10 protein-coding genes are annotated in these 14,450 nt (G+C 60.0%); 7 read left to right on the top strand and 3 right to left on the bottom strand.

Annotated elements, in window-relative coordinates; translation table 11 throughout:
* The first annotated feature begins 85 nt into the window (after nucleotides 1-85).
* The 3 genes from gloA2 to IEW18_RS21755 all read left to right on the top strand — a co-directional run bounded on the left by gloA2 (nucleotide 86) and on the right by IEW18_RS21755 (nucleotide 3,442).
* Entirely contained in the window at nucleotides 86-475 is a 390-nt protein-coding gene (gloA2, locus tag IEW18_RS17755) for an SMU1112c/YaeR family gloxylase I-like metalloprotein (protein WP_188559216.1), read from the top strand.
* Nucleotides 476-937: 462 nt separating this feature from the next.
* The gene (gene serA, locus IEW18_RS17750) at nucleotides 938-2,839 is read left to right on the top strand and encodes a phosphoglycerate dehydrogenase (RefSeq protein ID WP_188559215.1); all 1,902 of its coding nucleotides are present in this window, start codon (nucleotides 938-940) and stop codon (nucleotides 2,837-2,839) included.
* Nucleotides 2,840-3,196: 357 nt separating this feature from the next.
* A complete protein-coding gene (locus IEW18_RS21755) occupies nucleotides 3,197-3,442 on the top strand; it encodes a hypothetical protein (protein WP_229728822.1) in 246 nt (81 codons plus the stop codon).
* Between the two features lie 3 nt (nucleotides 3,443-3,445).
* Here the strand turns inward: IEW18_RS21755 and IEW18_RS17745 are convergent, their stop codons facing one another.
* Complete coding sequence (locus IEW18_RS17745; protein WP_188559214.1) at nucleotides 3,446-4,807, bottom strand: D-alanyl-D-alanine carboxypeptidase/D-alanyl-D-alanine-endopeptidase; 1,362 nt, start codon at nucleotides 4,805-4,807, stop codon at nucleotides 3,446-3,448.
* 202 nt (nucleotides 4,808-5,009) lie between these two features.
* Between IEW18_RS17745 and IEW18_RS17740 the strand changes: the two genes are divergently transcribed.
* Complete coding sequence (locus IEW18_RS17740; RefSeq protein WP_188559213.1) at nucleotides 5,010-6,446, top strand: Gfo/Idh/MocA family protein; 1,437 nt, start codon at nucleotides 5,010-5,012, stop codon at nucleotides 6,444-6,446.
* Nucleotides 6,447-6,541: 95 nt separating this feature from the next.
* On the opposite strand, the gene IEW18_RS17735 is transcribed toward IEW18_RS17740, so the two are convergent.
* Nucleotides 6,542-7,450, bottom strand: coding sequence for an NAD(P)/FAD-dependent oxidoreductase (locus IEW18_RS17735; RefSeq protein ID WP_188559212.1), 909 nt, complete (start codon nucleotides 7,448-7,450; stop codon nucleotides 6,542-6,544).
* Nucleotides 7,451-7,607: 157 nt separating this feature from the next.
* Between IEW18_RS17735 and pyrG the strand changes: the two genes are divergently transcribed.
* Nucleotides 7,608-9,251, top strand: coding sequence for a CTP synthase (pyrG, locus tag IEW18_RS17730; protein ID WP_188559211.1), 1,644 nt, complete (start codon nucleotides 7,608-7,610; stop codon nucleotides 9,249-9,251).
* Nucleotides 9,252-9,589: 338 nt separating this feature from the next.
* Nucleotides 9,590-11,470 carry a membrane protein insertase YidC gene (yidC, locus tag IEW18_RS17725; protein WP_188559210.1) on the top strand — a complete coding sequence of 627 codons (1,881 nt, stop codon included), beginning with the start codon at nucleotides 9,590-9,592 and terminating at the stop codon, nucleotides 11,468-11,470.
* Between the two features lie 496 nt (nucleotides 11,471-11,966).
* Here the strand turns inward: yidC and IEW18_RS17720 are convergent, their stop codons facing one another.
* A complete protein-coding gene (locus tag IEW18_RS17720) occupies nucleotides 11,967-13,640 on the bottom strand; it encodes an ABC transporter substrate-binding protein (RefSeq protein ID WP_229728819.1) in 1,674 nt (557 codons plus the stop codon).
* Nucleotides 13,641-13,726: 86 nt separating this feature from the next.
* On the opposite strand from IEW18_RS17720, the gene IEW18_RS17715 reads away from it, so the two are divergent.
* Nucleotides 13,727-14,407 (top strand): metal-dependent hydrolase, encoded by a 681-nt coding sequence (locus IEW18_RS17715; protein WP_188559208.1) that lies wholly within the window; start codon nucleotides 13,727-13,729, stop codon nucleotides 14,405-14,407.
* Nucleotides 14,408-14,450: the final 43 nt, after the last annotated feature.

The following is a 14,450-nucleotide window of genomic DNA, read 5'->3' as shown; positions in this document are numbered from 1 at the left end:
ATGCGGCCGAGGTGGTTGGTAGAGCCCCCCCGGCCCGCGTGTCGTGTAGCTTTGCACCATTCCCCTCTTCTTACCTCGTTGCCGAATGCTACCTCTGCTTCGCGTTCATCACATTGCTATTATTTGCGCCGATTACGCTGCATCCAAACGGTTTTACACGGAAGTGCTCGGGCTGCGCATTATTCGGGAGGTGCACCGGGCCGAGCGGGAGTCCTGGAAGCTGGATTTGGCCCTGGGTGAGCAGTACATCATTGAGCTGTTTTCGTTTCCGGCACCACCGGCCCGCCTCTCCCACCCGGAGGCCACCGGCCTGCGCCACTTGGCCTTTGCCGTCTCGGATATAGAAGCCACCGTGCATCACCTCAGCAGCCACGGGGTAGCCGCGGAGCCCCTACGGGTCGATGAGTTTACTGGCCGGCGCTTTACCTTCATCCAGGACCCCGACGGGCTGCCGCTAGAGTTCTATGAGGAATGATTGACTAAAATTCAGAGGATAGGTGGCCAAAAAATAACGCCTTGGCTCAGGAGCCAGGGCGTTGGGGCGTCCATCCAGCCGCTCAAGGCTACCGAACGGACTTACATGGTATGCGGCTTTTTACGCGACTTGTTCCCCCAGCCGTTGCTCTGCCGGCCAGTACCGCGCAGTTCCACCTCGCGCCGTTGCTGACTGCCGCGCCGCCGGAATAATGGTCGTACAAATGATGGTCGTACAATGGTCACGAAGTGGAGCCTCATAGTACCGGCCGGCCCGCTTACTGCTCCTTTCTCCTAAAACAGCAGGGCTAACATCCTTAAAACAGCCTGAACCAAAAGCCTGAGTGTATCTGAAAGCAGGAGGTAGCCGTTTACGAAACCGCTCTGCTTTCCCGTTAGAAATCGTAGCGCGCTTCGGCCGCTTTGCCGCCTATTGCCCGTTCCGTTCTACCTTGGCCCTACTATGCCCGATCAGCCGCAACCACTCCCCTACCTCATTATCGACTTCGACAGCACCTTCACCCAAGTAGAAGGCCTCGATGAACTGGCCGACATTGCCCTGCAAGGTCAGCCCAACCGGGAGGAGGTAGTAAACGCCATCCGGGCCCTCACCGACCGGGGTATGAGCGGGGAGCTGAACTTCTCGGAGTCGCTGCGGCAGCGGCTAGCCCTGCTGCCGGCCCGGCGCGAGCACCTGCCGTTGCTGGTAGAGCGCCTGCGCGGCAAAGTGTCGGAAAGCATCCAGCGCAACCGGGGCTTTTTCGAGAAATTTCAGGGTAGAATTTACATTGTCAGTAGCGGCTTCCGGGAGTTTATTGAGCCGGTGGTGGCCGAGTTTGGCATTGACGCCGACCACGTGCTGGCCAACACCTTCACCTTCGATGCCGAGGGTCGCATTACCGGCTTTGACCCCGAAAACGTGCTCAGCCGCGACGGCGGCAAGATTCTGCAGCTGCGCCAGCTCGACCTCAACGGCGACGTGTACGCCCTCGGCGACGGGTACACCGACTATCAGATTCGGGAAGCCGGGCTGGCCAACCGTTTCTACGCCTTCACCGAAAACGTGCACCGCGCGGCCGTAGTGGCCCGCGCCGACGAGGTGCTGCCTTCCTTCGACGAATTTCTCTACCAGAACAAGCTCCCGATGACCCTCTCCTACCCCAAAAACCGCATCAAAGTCCTGCTGCTCGAAAACCCCGATCCGCGCGCCGCCGAGCTGTTCCGCCAGGAAGGCTACCAGGTAGACACCGTGCCGGGCGGCCTCGACGAGGACGAGTTGGTGCAGCAGATTGAGGGCGTGAGCATTCTGGGCATCCGGAGCAAAACCCAGGTAACGCAACGGGTGCTGGATGCCGCCAACCGCCTTATCAGCATCGGGGCGTTCTGCATCGGCACCAACCAGATTGACCTCACGGGCTGCATGAAAAAGGGCGTGGCCGTGTTCAACGCCCCCTTCAGCAACACCCGCTCGGTAGTGGAGCTGGCCCTGGGCGAAATCATTATGCTGGCTCGCCGCATTCCGGAGAAAAGCCCCAAAATGCACCAGGGTGAGTGGGATAAGTCGGCCAAGGGCTCGTTTGAAATCCGGGGCAAGAAGCTGGGCATCGTCGGCTACGGCAACATTGGCTCCCAGCTTTCGGTGGTGGCCGAGGCCGTGGGCATGCAGGTGCTTTACTACGACGTAGCCGAGAAGCTGCAGCTGGGCAACGCCGTCAAGTGCCGCACCCTGGAGGAGCTCCTGCGCCAGTCCGACATCGTGACCCTGCACGTGGATGGTCGCCCGGCCAACACCAACCTCATCGGGGCGGCCGAGCTGGCCATGATGAAGCCCGGCGCCCTGCTGCTCAACAACAGCCGCGGCCACGTGGTGGATGTACCCGCGCTGGCCGCCGTGCTGCGCTCCGGCCACCTGGGCGGGGCGGCCGTGGACGTGTTTCCTTACGAGCCCAAAACCAACCACGAAAGCTTCGAGAGCGAGCTGCGCGGCCTGCCCAACGTGCTGCTTACGCCCCACGTGGGGGGTAGCACGGCCGAGGCCCAGCGCAACATTGCCGAGTTCGTGCCCGAGCGGATTATGCAGTACGTGAATACCGGCAACACCCAGCAGAGCGTCAATTTCCCCAACATTCAGCTGCCCGAGCAGCAGGCCCACCGCCTCATTCACATTCACCACAACGTGCCCGGCGTGCTGGCCCGCATCAACAACGTGCTGGCCCAGCACCACGTCAACATCCTGGGCCAGTACCTGAAAACCAACGAGCACATCGGCTACGTGATTACCGACATTGACAAGCAATACGAGCCGGAGGTCATCGGCGAGCTGCGCAAGGTGGAGCACACCATTAAGTTTCGGGTGCTGTATTAGACCAAGAGTATATGAACCTTTCGAAGAAGGCTCATCTGGCTGAACTCCGCAACAGCACCAAACAAGCTGCTAATGATGGCCATACAGAGCGTTACGATGCGTTAGCGGCGCTTCTGAACTGTTGGAAACAGGGTAGTAGCTTTCTTCCTTTCTTTCGCGCATTTTCTGGAGGATGATACCGACCGGGACGTTCAACATTTCGTTGCCGATGCTTTCGCTTATGCGAAGGACGAGAAAGTGTTAAAGCCTTTGATGAAGGCGGCTATAGCGCCAGTCAACGAGCAGTACAGCTCGACCCTGATCTGGCCCTGTGCCAAGTACGACTGCACCAAGCACCTGGGCTTCTTCGTGGACCTTATGCTGCGATGCATTGACCCGGGTGAAGCAATGCTAGCTTGTGTGGATGTTATAGAAGCCATGCAAGGGCCGTTTGAGCCGCAAAGCCTCAAGCGCAATGTGTGCAGACTGCTCAATCATCACCATCCCGTGGTAGATAGCTCTATGCAACTGCAGCACGAGTTATTCAGAACGCAAGCCGCTTATACTTTACTTGGTAAATATTTCACTCAGGTCGATAAGCAGTGGACTGCTAACCCGCTATAGAAACTACAGCCGCTCCCGCACCTGGGTCAGGATGCGCTCCATCTCGGCTCGTACGGGGGCGTCGTCGCCGGGCAGGTTGTTGTTCAGGAAGCTGAAGGCCAGCAGCCGGCCGGATTTCGTGCGCACATAGCCGACCAGGTTGTGGTTGTTGGTGAGCGTGCCGGTTTTGCCCCACAGCCAGGGTTTGCCGGCCACGGGGCGGTAGCGGCGGCGCAACGTGCCCTGTCCGCCGCCAGCCGCCAGCAGGCTCAGCAGGCGCGGTTCCTCTACTTCCTGGTGCAGGCGTAGCAGCAACGCCGTGAGCGTGCGGGGCGTCACGAGGTTGAGGCGCGAAAGGCCGGAGCCATCGACCCAGGTAGGGTGGTCGGGCAAACCTTGAAGGTAGCGCTGCTGCACCACCTGAATGGCGCGGGCGGTGTTCAAGGAGTCGAGGCGGAGCGAGGAGGAGCACATCAGCAGGAGCTGCTCGGCCAGGAAGTTGTCGCTGACCCGCAGCATGCGGCGGTAGAGCGAATCGACGGGCAGCCCGCGCAGGGTGTACACCGCATCCTGGGGCCGCAGCCGAAACGGCGTAGGTAGCACCGGCCGGCGCAAAGTATCCTGCAAGAGCTGCAACAGAAGCGCCGAACTGGTGCGGAATGGGGTTTCATCGACCCAGTTTTTCGTGGTTGGAAAAACGGTGAAGCGGTTTTCCAGCGGCGTACGGCGCACGTGGTCCTCGGCCGGGTTGGCGGCTCCGGCCGGGGCTAGCTCCGTAAGCGGCCGAAAGAAGCGCGGATACACGCGGGGCAGTGGCTGGCCTGCTTTGCCGTAGAAACGCACCGTGTGCCCGTAGACCGGGAAAGCGCCCCGCTCCGGCTGGAAGTAGTAATTGTAATCGTCCCAGCTCCAGCCGGGACCGAAGGCCGCAACCGTGGGCACCTCGGCGTAAAACAGCTTTTCAGGCCGGTTTTGCAGGAACGTCAGGGCACGGGCGGAGGGTACGTCGCCGTGGAGCAAGGTAGGGTCGCCGGTGCCCCAGAACACGAGGCTGTCGGGGCGCACTACATAATGCAGGCTGGGCAAGGAATCGGGGAGCAGGCGCAGGCCGGCGTAGAGGCTGAACAGCTTCATGGTGCTGGCCGGGGTGAAATACCGGTCGTCGTTGAGGCCGAACAACTGCTGGCCGGTGGCTACATCGGTTAAGCTCACGCCCACGTGGTGCCGCCGCAATATCGGGGAGCTGGCAAGCAGTTGTTCCAGCCAGGGCAGATTGGAAGCTGGTGCAGGGGTAGCAGCGGGCAGGGATTGAGCAACAACAGGAGCCCCAAGCTGTAGGCACAGAAGTACCAGCAAGGCGCGTTGCCACAGGCGAAAAAGCAACATCAAGGCAGAAACTACAGACAAAACGCCCGCAACTTGGGTAAAACTGCGGCGGTTTTCAACTATCCTACTGGGTCTGGCCTTTTTTCAGCGCCGACGCCTTCGCAAAGCCATAATTTCCTTCGAGATGCTGAACGGATAAAGGCAACCTCCTTAGGGTCTGAGAGTATGCCATAGTATATCTATCACCTACAGCCTGCGTTCTATGTCCATCACCAATGAACTGTTCAATACTGTGTTACGCCACGCCAGCCAGGAGGTATCGCGCAAGGAGTTTCTAAGCCTGGCCGGGCGCGGCTTGGCCGTGGGCGTGGCAACTAGCACACTGGCTAGCTGCCAGGATAAATCGTCCGCCGCTTCAGCTGCGACTACGCCTACTACCGGTACGCCCGCTTCGCAGGTCGACGGTTCGACGATATACACCGCACCGGGCGGCCTGCAAGTACCTTCTTCCGAGGCCGCGTCGCCCCCGGCCAAGGTACCCGCCGACCTGAGCAAGCCCATTGAACTGGAAGCATGGAAGTCCGACGTGGACCCGCAGTCGGGTCCGGTGCCTACCCCCCTACCCCCGGATAAGCGGGTGGGCTACGCCCTGGTGGGCCTGGGCCACCTGACCCTGGAAGAACTACTACCCGCTTTCGGGGAATGCAAGAAGTCGAAGCCCGTGGCCCTGGTCAGTGGCTCGCCAGAAAAACTTAAGAAAGTAGCCCAGCAGTATGGCATCAAGCCCGACAGCTGCTACAGCTACCAGGACTACGACAAGCTCAAGGACAACCCCGAGGTGCAGGTAATTTACATTGTGCTGCCTAACTCCATGCACGCCGAATACACCATCCGGGGGGCGCAGGCCGGCAAGCACATTCTCTGCGAGAAGCCCATGGCCAACTCCGCGGCCGAGTGTGAAGCCATGATTGCAGCCTGCAAAAAGGCCAACAAAAAGCTGATGATTGCCTACCGCATCCAGTACGAGCCCTATAACCGACAGGTAAAGGAGATGGTGCGGGGCAACAAGTTCGGCAAGCCCAAGTACATCGAAGCCCAGAACAGCCAGAGCTCCGCCAACCCCGACCACTGGCGCCACAAAAAGGATTTGGCGGGCGGCGGGGCCCTCCCCGATATCGGTTTGTACTGCCTAAACACCAGCCGCTTTGTGCTGGGCACCGAGCCTACCGAGGTGTTTGCCTACTCCCACAGCACTCCCGGCAACCCCTTGTTCAAAGAGGTGGAAGAAGCCATGTCGTGGCAGATGCGCTTTCCGGAGGGCGTCATCGTCAACTGCATTACCCACTACAACACCCACGACTCGCGCTTCTACCGGGTGAACACCGAGCGGGGCTGGCTGCACCTGGATAACGCCTACGCCTACACCGGTCAGCAGCTCCAAACCTCCCACGCCGAGGGTCCGGCCAAGATGAAAACGCAGGTGGTGCTAAGCGAGAAAAACCAGTTTGCCGCTGAAATGGACCACTTTTCGGAATGCGTACTGGAAAACAAAGAGCCCCACACGCCCGGCGAGGAAGGCCTGCAGGACCAGCGCATCATGGAGGCCATCTACCAATCGGCGCGCGAAGGCCGCCCCGTGAAGCTTCAGCCAGTGCAGGGCACCGACGCCTTCCGCGGACCCGAGCCCAAACAGGCTTAAGCTGCTTGTTTGAGTTTTATATCAAGCGGCGGTACGACCTTACCAGACCAATGATTCTGGTAGGGCCGTACCGCCGCTTCTTGCTTACCAGCTACCTAAAATTCTGCTGCAATCAGCTCATTGTTGAGAAATGCGCCGGCCTTGGAGCCATTGGCAGCGGCCTGTGCCAGCTGACGCATGGGTGAGCTGTTGTCGCCGGCCGCCATCACGCCCGGCACGGAGGTTTGCCCAAATTCGTTTACCTGAATCAGTCCTTGGGCGGTCAGCTCGCAGCCTAGCTGCTGGGCCAGTGTGCCGGGTAACACGAACGGAACGCGGGCGTACAGGGCCGCAAGCCGTCGGCGCTGCCCATCGGCCAATTGAAGGTGGTGCAGTTGGCCCCTGTCATGCTCAATTGCAACCAGGGGCGCTTCTATAAGTTGAATGCCGTGAGCCAGCAGCTGGCCGGTCTGAGCCGTTGACAGCGTGGACGGGCCGTCTGTGAACAGCTGCAAGTTGGGCGTCCAGTGCCGAATGAGGCGGGCAAACTCAAAGCCCGCGTCCCCGTTGCCGAGCACCCCCAGCGCCTGCCCGCGCACCTCGTAGCCGTGGCAGTAGGGGCAGTGCAGCACCGATATTCCCCAGCTTTCGGCCAGGCCAGGTATGGGCGGCAGCTCGTCCTGAACACCGGTAGCCAGCAGCACCCGCTTCCCCTGAAACACCTCCCCTTCCGCAGTTGAAAGCTGAAACAGGCCGTTTGCGTGAGCAGCTTGGGTCACGGTACGAGCCAGCACTTGCACGGTTGGGTAGGCTTGCACTTGGGCGCGACCTAAAGCGAGTAGTTGGGCTGGCGTTTCGCCGTCGCGGGTGAAAAAGTTGTGCGAGTGCGGCGTTTGGCGGTTGCAGGGCCGGCCGGCATCCAGTACCACTACGTTGCGCAAGGCACGGCCCAGGGCCAGGGCTGCGCTCAATCCCGCCGTGCTACCCCCCACAATCAGTACGTCCGCAACAAGGTCCGTTTTCATAGGAGCCGAAATAAAGGAAAGGGCATAAATTCGGCACGAATATATGAAACATTGTTGCATTTAATATGATAGCCGTTAGTAGCCCAACGGCTGTTGCGCGCGTAGCACAAAGTTTCGTGGGCAGCCCCGGATATATCCGCTAACTTTGTTTCCCGTTATGCCAGACCGAACCCCTACCCCCACGGCTGCAACGGCCAAGTACATTTTCGTCACCGGTGGAGTGACCTCCTCGCTGGGCAAAGGCATCATCTCGGCCTCCCTGGCCAAGCTGCTGCAAGCCCGCGGCTTCCGCGTCACCATCCAGAAGTTCGACCCCTACATCAACATCGACCCCGGCACGCTCAACCCTTATGAGCACGGCGAGTGTTATGTAACCGACGACGGGGCCGAAACCGACCTCGACCTGGGCCACTACGAGCGGTTCCTGAACGTGCCAACCTCCCAGGCCAACAACGTGACCACCGGCCGCATCTACGACCACGTCATCACGAAGGAGCGCGAAGGTGCCTACCTTGGCAAAACCGTGCAGGTAGTACCCCACATCACCGACGAAATTAAGCGCCGCATGCTGCTGCTGGGCCAGACCGGCGAGTTCGACGTGGTGATTACCGAAATCGGGGGCTCTATTGGCGACATTGAGTCGCTGCCCTTCGTGGAATCGGTGCGGCAGTTGCGCTGGGAGCTACCCGAAAACAGCTCCCTTGTGATTCACCTCACGCTGCTGCCCTACCTCAAGGCGGCCGGCGAGCTGAAAACCAAGCCCACCCAGCACTCGGTGCGCGACCTGCGCAGCGCCGGCCTCCAGCCCGACATTCTGGTGTGCCGCTCCGAGTACCCGATTCCGGCCGAGATGCGCCGCAAGATTGCCCTGTTCTGCAACGTCAACATCAACTCAGTTATCGAGAGCCTGGACGCGGACAGCATCTACTCCGTACCGTTGCTCATGCTAAAAGAGCACCTCGATGAGCGGGTTATCAAGAAGCTGAAGCTACAGGGCGGCGCGGCCCAGCCCGATCTGGAAGCCTGGAAGGACTTTTTGGGCCGGCTGAAAAACCCCACCGAGGAAGTGACCATTGCCCTGGTGGGCAAGTACGTGGAGCTGCCCGATGCCTATAAGTCGATCAACGAAGCCTTCGTGCACGCCGGCGCCCAGAACGAGTGCAAGGTGACGGTGCGCAGCATTCAGTCCGACCACATCAACCCCGACAACGTGGCCCAGCTGCTGCACGGCGTGGATGGGGTGCTGGTGGCGCCTGGCTTCGGGGAGCGGGGCTTCGAAGGCAAGATCCTGGCCGTGAAGCACGTACGCGAAAACAACATTCCGTTCTTTGGCATTTGCCTGGGCATGCAGGTAGCAGTGGTAGAATTCGCCCGCAACGTGCTGGGGCTCCCGGAGGCTTCCTCCACTGAGATGCACGCCCAGACGCCGGACCCCGTCATTGCCATGATGGAGGAGCAGAAGAACATCACCCAGAAGGGCGGCACCATGCGCCTGGGCGCCTACGACTGCGAGCTGCGCCGGGGCTCCAAGGCGGCCAAAGCCTACGGCCGCAACCACATCAGCGAGCGGCACCGCCACCGCTACGAGTTCAACAACCAGTACCTCAAGCAGTACGAGGAAGCTGGCATGATTCCCTCCGGCCTCAACCCTGAAACTGGCCTAGTGGAAGTAGTGGAAATTCAGGACCATCCCTGGTTTGTGGCCGGCCAGTTTCACCCCGAGCTGAAAAGCACCGTCCAGAACCCCCACCCTTTGTTTGTGCGCTTCGTGCGCGCCGCTATCCAGAACCGCAAGGGGTAGCAGCGGTGAGTTGGTGAGAACAGTATCTCACCAACTCACCGCTTGTTTGTCATGCAGAGGCGCAGCCGAAGCATCTCGCTCGGCTGATGTGAGGTAGTACCTACAATGTCAGCCGAGCGAGATGCTTCGGCTGCGCCTCTGCATGACCTTCTTTTGGCGTTTTCTGGCTGTCGCTTAACTCATATTCCTTCTGCCCCACCTCACAATCTCACCTTTCCACCTGACAAAAGTGCCGCCGCGAAAAATATTCGCCTGACAAATCCGACCTTTGCGGCGGCAGCGTCGGTTTTTGCTGGCGCTGCCCCGTCTCTCTTTTATTTGCCTTCACCATTACTTGAATGGACCGAAATTCAGCAATAGGCATCTTCCTGATGGCTGCCTTGCTTCTGATTTACTTGCAGTTCGCGCCCAAGCCGAAGCCTGAGCCTGCCCTGCAGCCCGCCAAAACCGCCGCGGCTGCTCCGGGCACTACCCCAGCGGCCCCCGATTCGGCCGCACTGGCGCAGCAGCTTGGCTCGTTTGCCGCCGCCGCCCAGGGCACGGCCCAAACCACGCAGCTGCAGAACGAGAACCTGACCATTACGTTCTCGTCAAAGGGAGGCCGGATCCAGGCCGTGCGTCTGAACAAGTACAAGACCTTCCGGGGCCAGCCCCTGGATTTGCTTGATGCCCAGAGCGCCCAGCTGGATACGCGCTTCCGCACTACCGACGGCCGCCAGATCAAGCTCTCCGACCTGTACTTCCGTGCTGAGCCCCGGGGTAGCAACGAGCTGCGCTTCGTGGCCGAGGTGGCCGGCGGCCAGATTGAGCAGCTATATACGTTGCCCGCTAACAGTTTTGAGGTCGGCTACAAGCTGCGCTTCAACAACCTGACGGCCACCCTGGCCCAGGAGCCGGTGACGTTTACCTTCCTCGACCGGGTGCGCCAGACCGAGCAGGTGGCCAAGCAGAACCGCAACCACACCACCATCAACCACTACCTGGCCAGCGACGACCCGGGTAGCCTGTCCGAGACCAGCGAGAATCCGGAGGAAATAAAGATAACGGAGCCCGTGAAGTGGGCCGCTCACAAGCACGACTTCTTCGTGGCCGGCATCATTGCCGATAACCAGTTCAGCAACGGGCAGTTTAACTCCACGGTAAATCTGGAGGACACGACCTACCTCAAAACCCTGAGCTCTACCCTGACCATTCCGGCCGCCGACGTGCAGCAGGGCAAGGCCAACTTCCGCTTCTACTTCGGACCGAACGCCTACAACATTCTGAAGGAAGTTACGCCGGGCTTCGACCGGAACGTGTACCTGGGCTGGGGCTTGTTCCGCTGGGTTAACCAGTTCGTGATTCTGCCCGTGTTCCACGTGCTGGAGAAATTCATCAGCAACTACGGCATCATCATCGCCCTGCTGGTGGTGCTGATTAAGCTGGTGACCTGGCCCCTGACCTACAAAACCTACGAGTCGCAGGCCAAGATGAAGGTGCTGAAGCCCGAGCTGGACGCCATCAAGGAGAAGTACCCCGATGACCAGATGAAGCAGCAGCAGGAAACGATGAAGCTGAACCAGAGTATGGGCGTGAACCCGCTCGGCGGCTGTATTCCTACGCTACTGACGATTCCGATTCTGTTTGCCATGTTCCAGTTCTTCCCCAACGCCATTGAGCTGCGGCAGGAGCATTTCCTGTGGGCCAAGGACCTGAGCACCTACGACGACCTGATTAAGCTGCCCTTCAACGTGCCTTTCCTGGGTAACCACATCAGCCTGTTTACTTTGCTGATGACGATTTCGACCCTGGCCATGACCTACCAGAGCAACCAGGCCAACCCGGCAGCCATGCAGGGCCCGATGAAGTTCTACAGCTACCTCATGCCGCTGGTGTTCTTCTTCGTACTCAACGACTTCGCTGCCGGTCTGACCTGGTACTACCTCGTTTCGAACCTGGTAACCCTGGGCCAGCAGGCCCTTACCCGCCGCTTCGTCGATGACACCAAGGTGCGCGCCAAGCTGGAAGCCAACAAGATCAAAAACAAGGACAAGAAGCCCTCCGGCCTGGGTGCCCGCCTCGCCGATGCCATGAAAGCCGCCCAGGAGAAAGAAGCCCAGACTCGCCAGGCCGGCCGCAACACTACCGCCGCCAATGACACCGACGATTCGGACGTGGAGCCCGGCACCGGCGCCTCGGATATTTCGCCCAAGCGCCCCCGCAAAACGCGCCGCTCGTAATTCAGAGCCGTAGCGTAAAACCCCAACGCCCTGTTGCTTTCCGGCAGCAGGGCGTTGGGGTTTTACGTGGTTTAGATGCTGAGTGAGGTAGCGCCCTACCTCTCTGTAGCGCTTGTTGTTTTGTCTTGTAGCAACCTGTCTAGTTCAGGCGAACTAGCTTAGGTCAACTAGGCCGAGTGAACAGTCAGGGCTCATGGATTACACAAGGCCGTCATGCAGAGCGGAGCGAAGCATCTCGCTCGGCTGACGCTGTGGTAGTAACTTATACATCAACCGAGCGAGATGCTTCGGCTCCGCCTCACATGACAATACTTTGGCAACAGCAGCACACGAGATGCTTCGCTCCGCCCTGCATGACGGCTTTTGAGTTGACGTTAGCAGTTCCTCCCTCCTGTCATTCCGAGCCCAGTGAGGAATCTGGGTTAGTCTCCAGAGACTAACCCAGATTCCTCACTGGGCTCGGAATGACAGCGAAGGTGCTCCACTACTGCCAGGCTTACTGCTTTTGTACTCGCTCCAGCACCAGCTGGTTCATGGGGTTGGGCGTGAGGCCCTGCACGTTGTTTTGGGTCAGACGCACTACCTCATCGTAGTACACGGCAATAACGGGGCTTTCTTCCACCACCAGCCGGTCCATTTGCTGGTAGAGGGCGTAGCGCTTTTCGGTGTTCTGCTCCAGTTTGGCCTGCTGATACAGTTTATCGTAGGCAGGGCTTTTGAAGTGGGTTTTGTTGGGGCCGGCCGGGGCGAAGTTCTTGCTGTAGAACAGGGCCAAGTAGTTTTCCGCGTCGGGGTAGTCGCCGAGCCAGCTGCGGGTGAAGAAAGCGGCGCGGCCGTTGTCGATCAGCTCCCCGTGAGCGGCCGCCTGGTTTACGTCAATGTCTACCTGCACGCCTACTTCGGCCCACTTTTTCTGGTAGTACTCGCAGTATTCCTTGGTTTCGGCCACGGTACTCAGGCGTAGGCGCAGCGGTTTGCCGGGGCCGTAGCCCGCCGCCTTCAGCAACTGCCGGGCCTTGTCGGGCTGGTAGGTGTAGCCGGGAACCAGGGAGGCGCTAAAGGAAGGCAGGGAAGCCGGCACGAAGCCCGAGTTGCCGGGCTTGCCCACGTTGTTCAGGAAGTAAGCCAGAAACTCGGGCTTGTTGAGGGCGTAGTTCAGGGCCTGGCGTACGCGCTTGTCCTGCAGGGCGCGGCCAGTTGCGGCGTTGTCGCCGCGCAGGTTAGCGGGGTCCTGCTGCATGCCCAGGTACTCGGTGTTGAGGTAGGGCACTTTCTGGAAGCGAAACTTGCCCCGGAAGTCTTCCCGCACGGTACCATCGGGGTACAGAATCAAGTCGCGGGAGCCGCTCCGGATGCCGCTCACGAAGTCGAGCTTGCCTTGCATAAAGGTCAGGAACTCCGATTTGCGGTCCTGGATAAAGCTGATCTGCACAGCATCGAGGTAGGGCAATTGCCGGCCTCGCGCGTCCTTTTTCCAGTAGGTGGAGTTGCGGTGGTAGATAATGGCATTGCCCTCGTCCCACTCCTTGAACCGAAACGGCCCCGTCCCCACCGGATGCTCCCGGAAGTCCTTGCCGTATTTCTGCACGGCCTCCCGCGGCACGACGTAGGCGTAGGGCATGGTCAGGATGCCCAGAAACGGAATGAATGGCTCCTGCAGATGAATGCGCAGCGTGGAATCATTCACGGCCACAAAGCAGGTATCCGACGGCTCGCCCTGGCTGTTTTCCAGCACCTTACCCCGGAAAATCCAGCCGCCGGGGCTGGCCGTGCCCCCGTCCAGCAGCCGTTTGAAGCTATACACAAAGTCCTGAGCCGTTACGCGCCGCCCCTTGCCGCCCGCAAACACTTCGGAATCGTGGAAAAACGCGTTGGGCCGCAGGGTGAAGGTGTAGCGTCGGCCGTCGGGGCTGATGTCGTAGCGGCGGGCCAGGGAAGGGCCGGGCTTGAGGCTGTCATTCAGCTCTACCAGGCCGTTGTAGAGCTGGGTCACGGCCCAGGTGTTGGCCTGGTTGCGGGCAAAGGCGGGGTCGAGGGAAGTAAGGCCCTCGGGTTGGTTGTAGCGAAACACCCGGCGCGCATCGGTGGTAGTGGTAGGGCCCGAGCAGGCGGCCAGCAGGGCGGTCAGGAGCAAAGCGGAACCAGCGGCGCAGCGCGAAAACGGGAGCATGGGAACGGCGAAACAGTGTATATTTGCAAAGGTATCCCACATCCGGGGTTTGCGGCCCACCTGCGGCGCCTACCTAGCCTTTCTTTATGAACCTGACCTACTACGGCCACGCTTGCTTCCTGCTCGAAGCCGGTGGCAGCAAAGTGCTTTTTGACCCGTTCATCCGCCACAACCCGCTGGCCAAGAACGTGGACGTGGATAAAATTGAGGCAGATTTCATCCTGCTCAGTCACGGCCACGGCGACCATGTCGGCGACGCGGAGGAAATTGGACAGCGCACCGGCGCCGACCTGCTTGGAATGGTGGAAGTGCTGGGCTGGTTTGAGCAGAAAGGCCTGAAAGCCACCTACTCCATGAACCTGGGCGGCACCGTAAAGCTGCCTTTCGGCTTGGTGAAGATGGTAGCCGCCGCGCACTCCAGCTCCCTGCCCGACGGCTCGTACGGCGGGCTAGCGGCCGGTTTTGTTATCGAAACGGAAGGAAAAACCTTCTACTTCGCCGGCGACACGGCCCTGACCTACGACATGAAAATCATTGGGGAGCGGCACACGCTCGACTTTGCCATTCTACCCATCGGCGGCCACTACACCATGGGCGTGGAAGATGCCCTGATTGCGGCCGACTGGACCGGGGCTCCCAAGATTATCGGCATGCACTACGATACGTTCCCGCCCCTGGTCATCAACCACGAAGAAGCCAAAACCCAGGCTCAGCAGGCCGGCAAAGAACTGGTGCTGCTGCACATTGGAGAAACGATTACCCTGTAAGAAGCGCACCGCTTACGTCTGTTAGCTAGCCGCTTTTTCATTT

Source organism: Hymenobacter glacieicola (genome assembly GCF_014640315.1).
GTDB classification, from domain to species: domain Bacteria; phylum Bacteroidota; class Bacteroidia; order Cytophagales; family Hymenobacteraceae; genus Hymenobacter; species Hymenobacter glacieicola.
Note: the sequence above shows the minus strand (reverse complement) of the source record. Positions and strands in the feature narration are given on the sequence as shown.

Excerpts from the sequence above, each read along its gene's own strand:
- pyrG (WP_188559211.1), top strand. The coding sequence starts at position 7,608 with ATGCCAGACCGAACCCCTACCCCCACGGCTGCAACGGCCAAGTACATT.
- IEW18_RS17715 (WP_188559208.1), top strand. The coding sequence starts at position 13,727 with ATGAACCTGACCTACTACGGCCACGCTTGCTTCCTGCTCGAAGCCGGT.
- IEW18_RS17720 (WP_229728819.1), bottom strand. The coding sequence starts at position 13,640 with ATGCTCCCGTTTTCGCGCTGCGCCGCTGGTTCCGCTTTGCTCCTGACC.
- IEW18_RS17740 (WP_188559213.1), top strand. The coding sequence starts at position 5,010 with ATGTCCATCACCAATGAACTGTTCAATACTGTGTTACGCCACGCCAGC.
- IEW18_RS17745 (WP_188559214.1), bottom strand. The coding sequence starts at position 4,807 with ATGTTGCTTTTTCGCCTGTGGCAACGCGCCTTGCTGGTACTTCTGTGC.
- IEW18_RS21755 (WP_229728822.1), top strand. The coding sequence starts at position 3,197 with ATGCTGCGATGCATTGACCCGGGTGAAGCAATGCTAGCTTGTGTGGAT.
- yidC (WP_188559210.1), top strand. The coding sequence starts at position 9,590 with ATGGACCGAAATTCAGCAATAGGCATCTTCCTGATGGCTGCCTTGCTT.
- gloA2 (WP_188559216.1), top strand. The coding sequence starts at position 86 with ATGCTACCTCTGCTTCGCGTTCATCACATTGCTATTATTTGCGCCGAT.
- serA (WP_188559215.1), top strand. The coding sequence starts at position 938 with ATGCCCGATCAGCCGCAACCACTCCCCTACCTCATTATCGACTTCGAC.
- IEW18_RS17735 (WP_188559212.1), bottom strand. The coding sequence starts at position 7,450 with ATGAAAACGGACCTTGTTGCGGACGTACTGATTGTGGGGGGTAGCACG.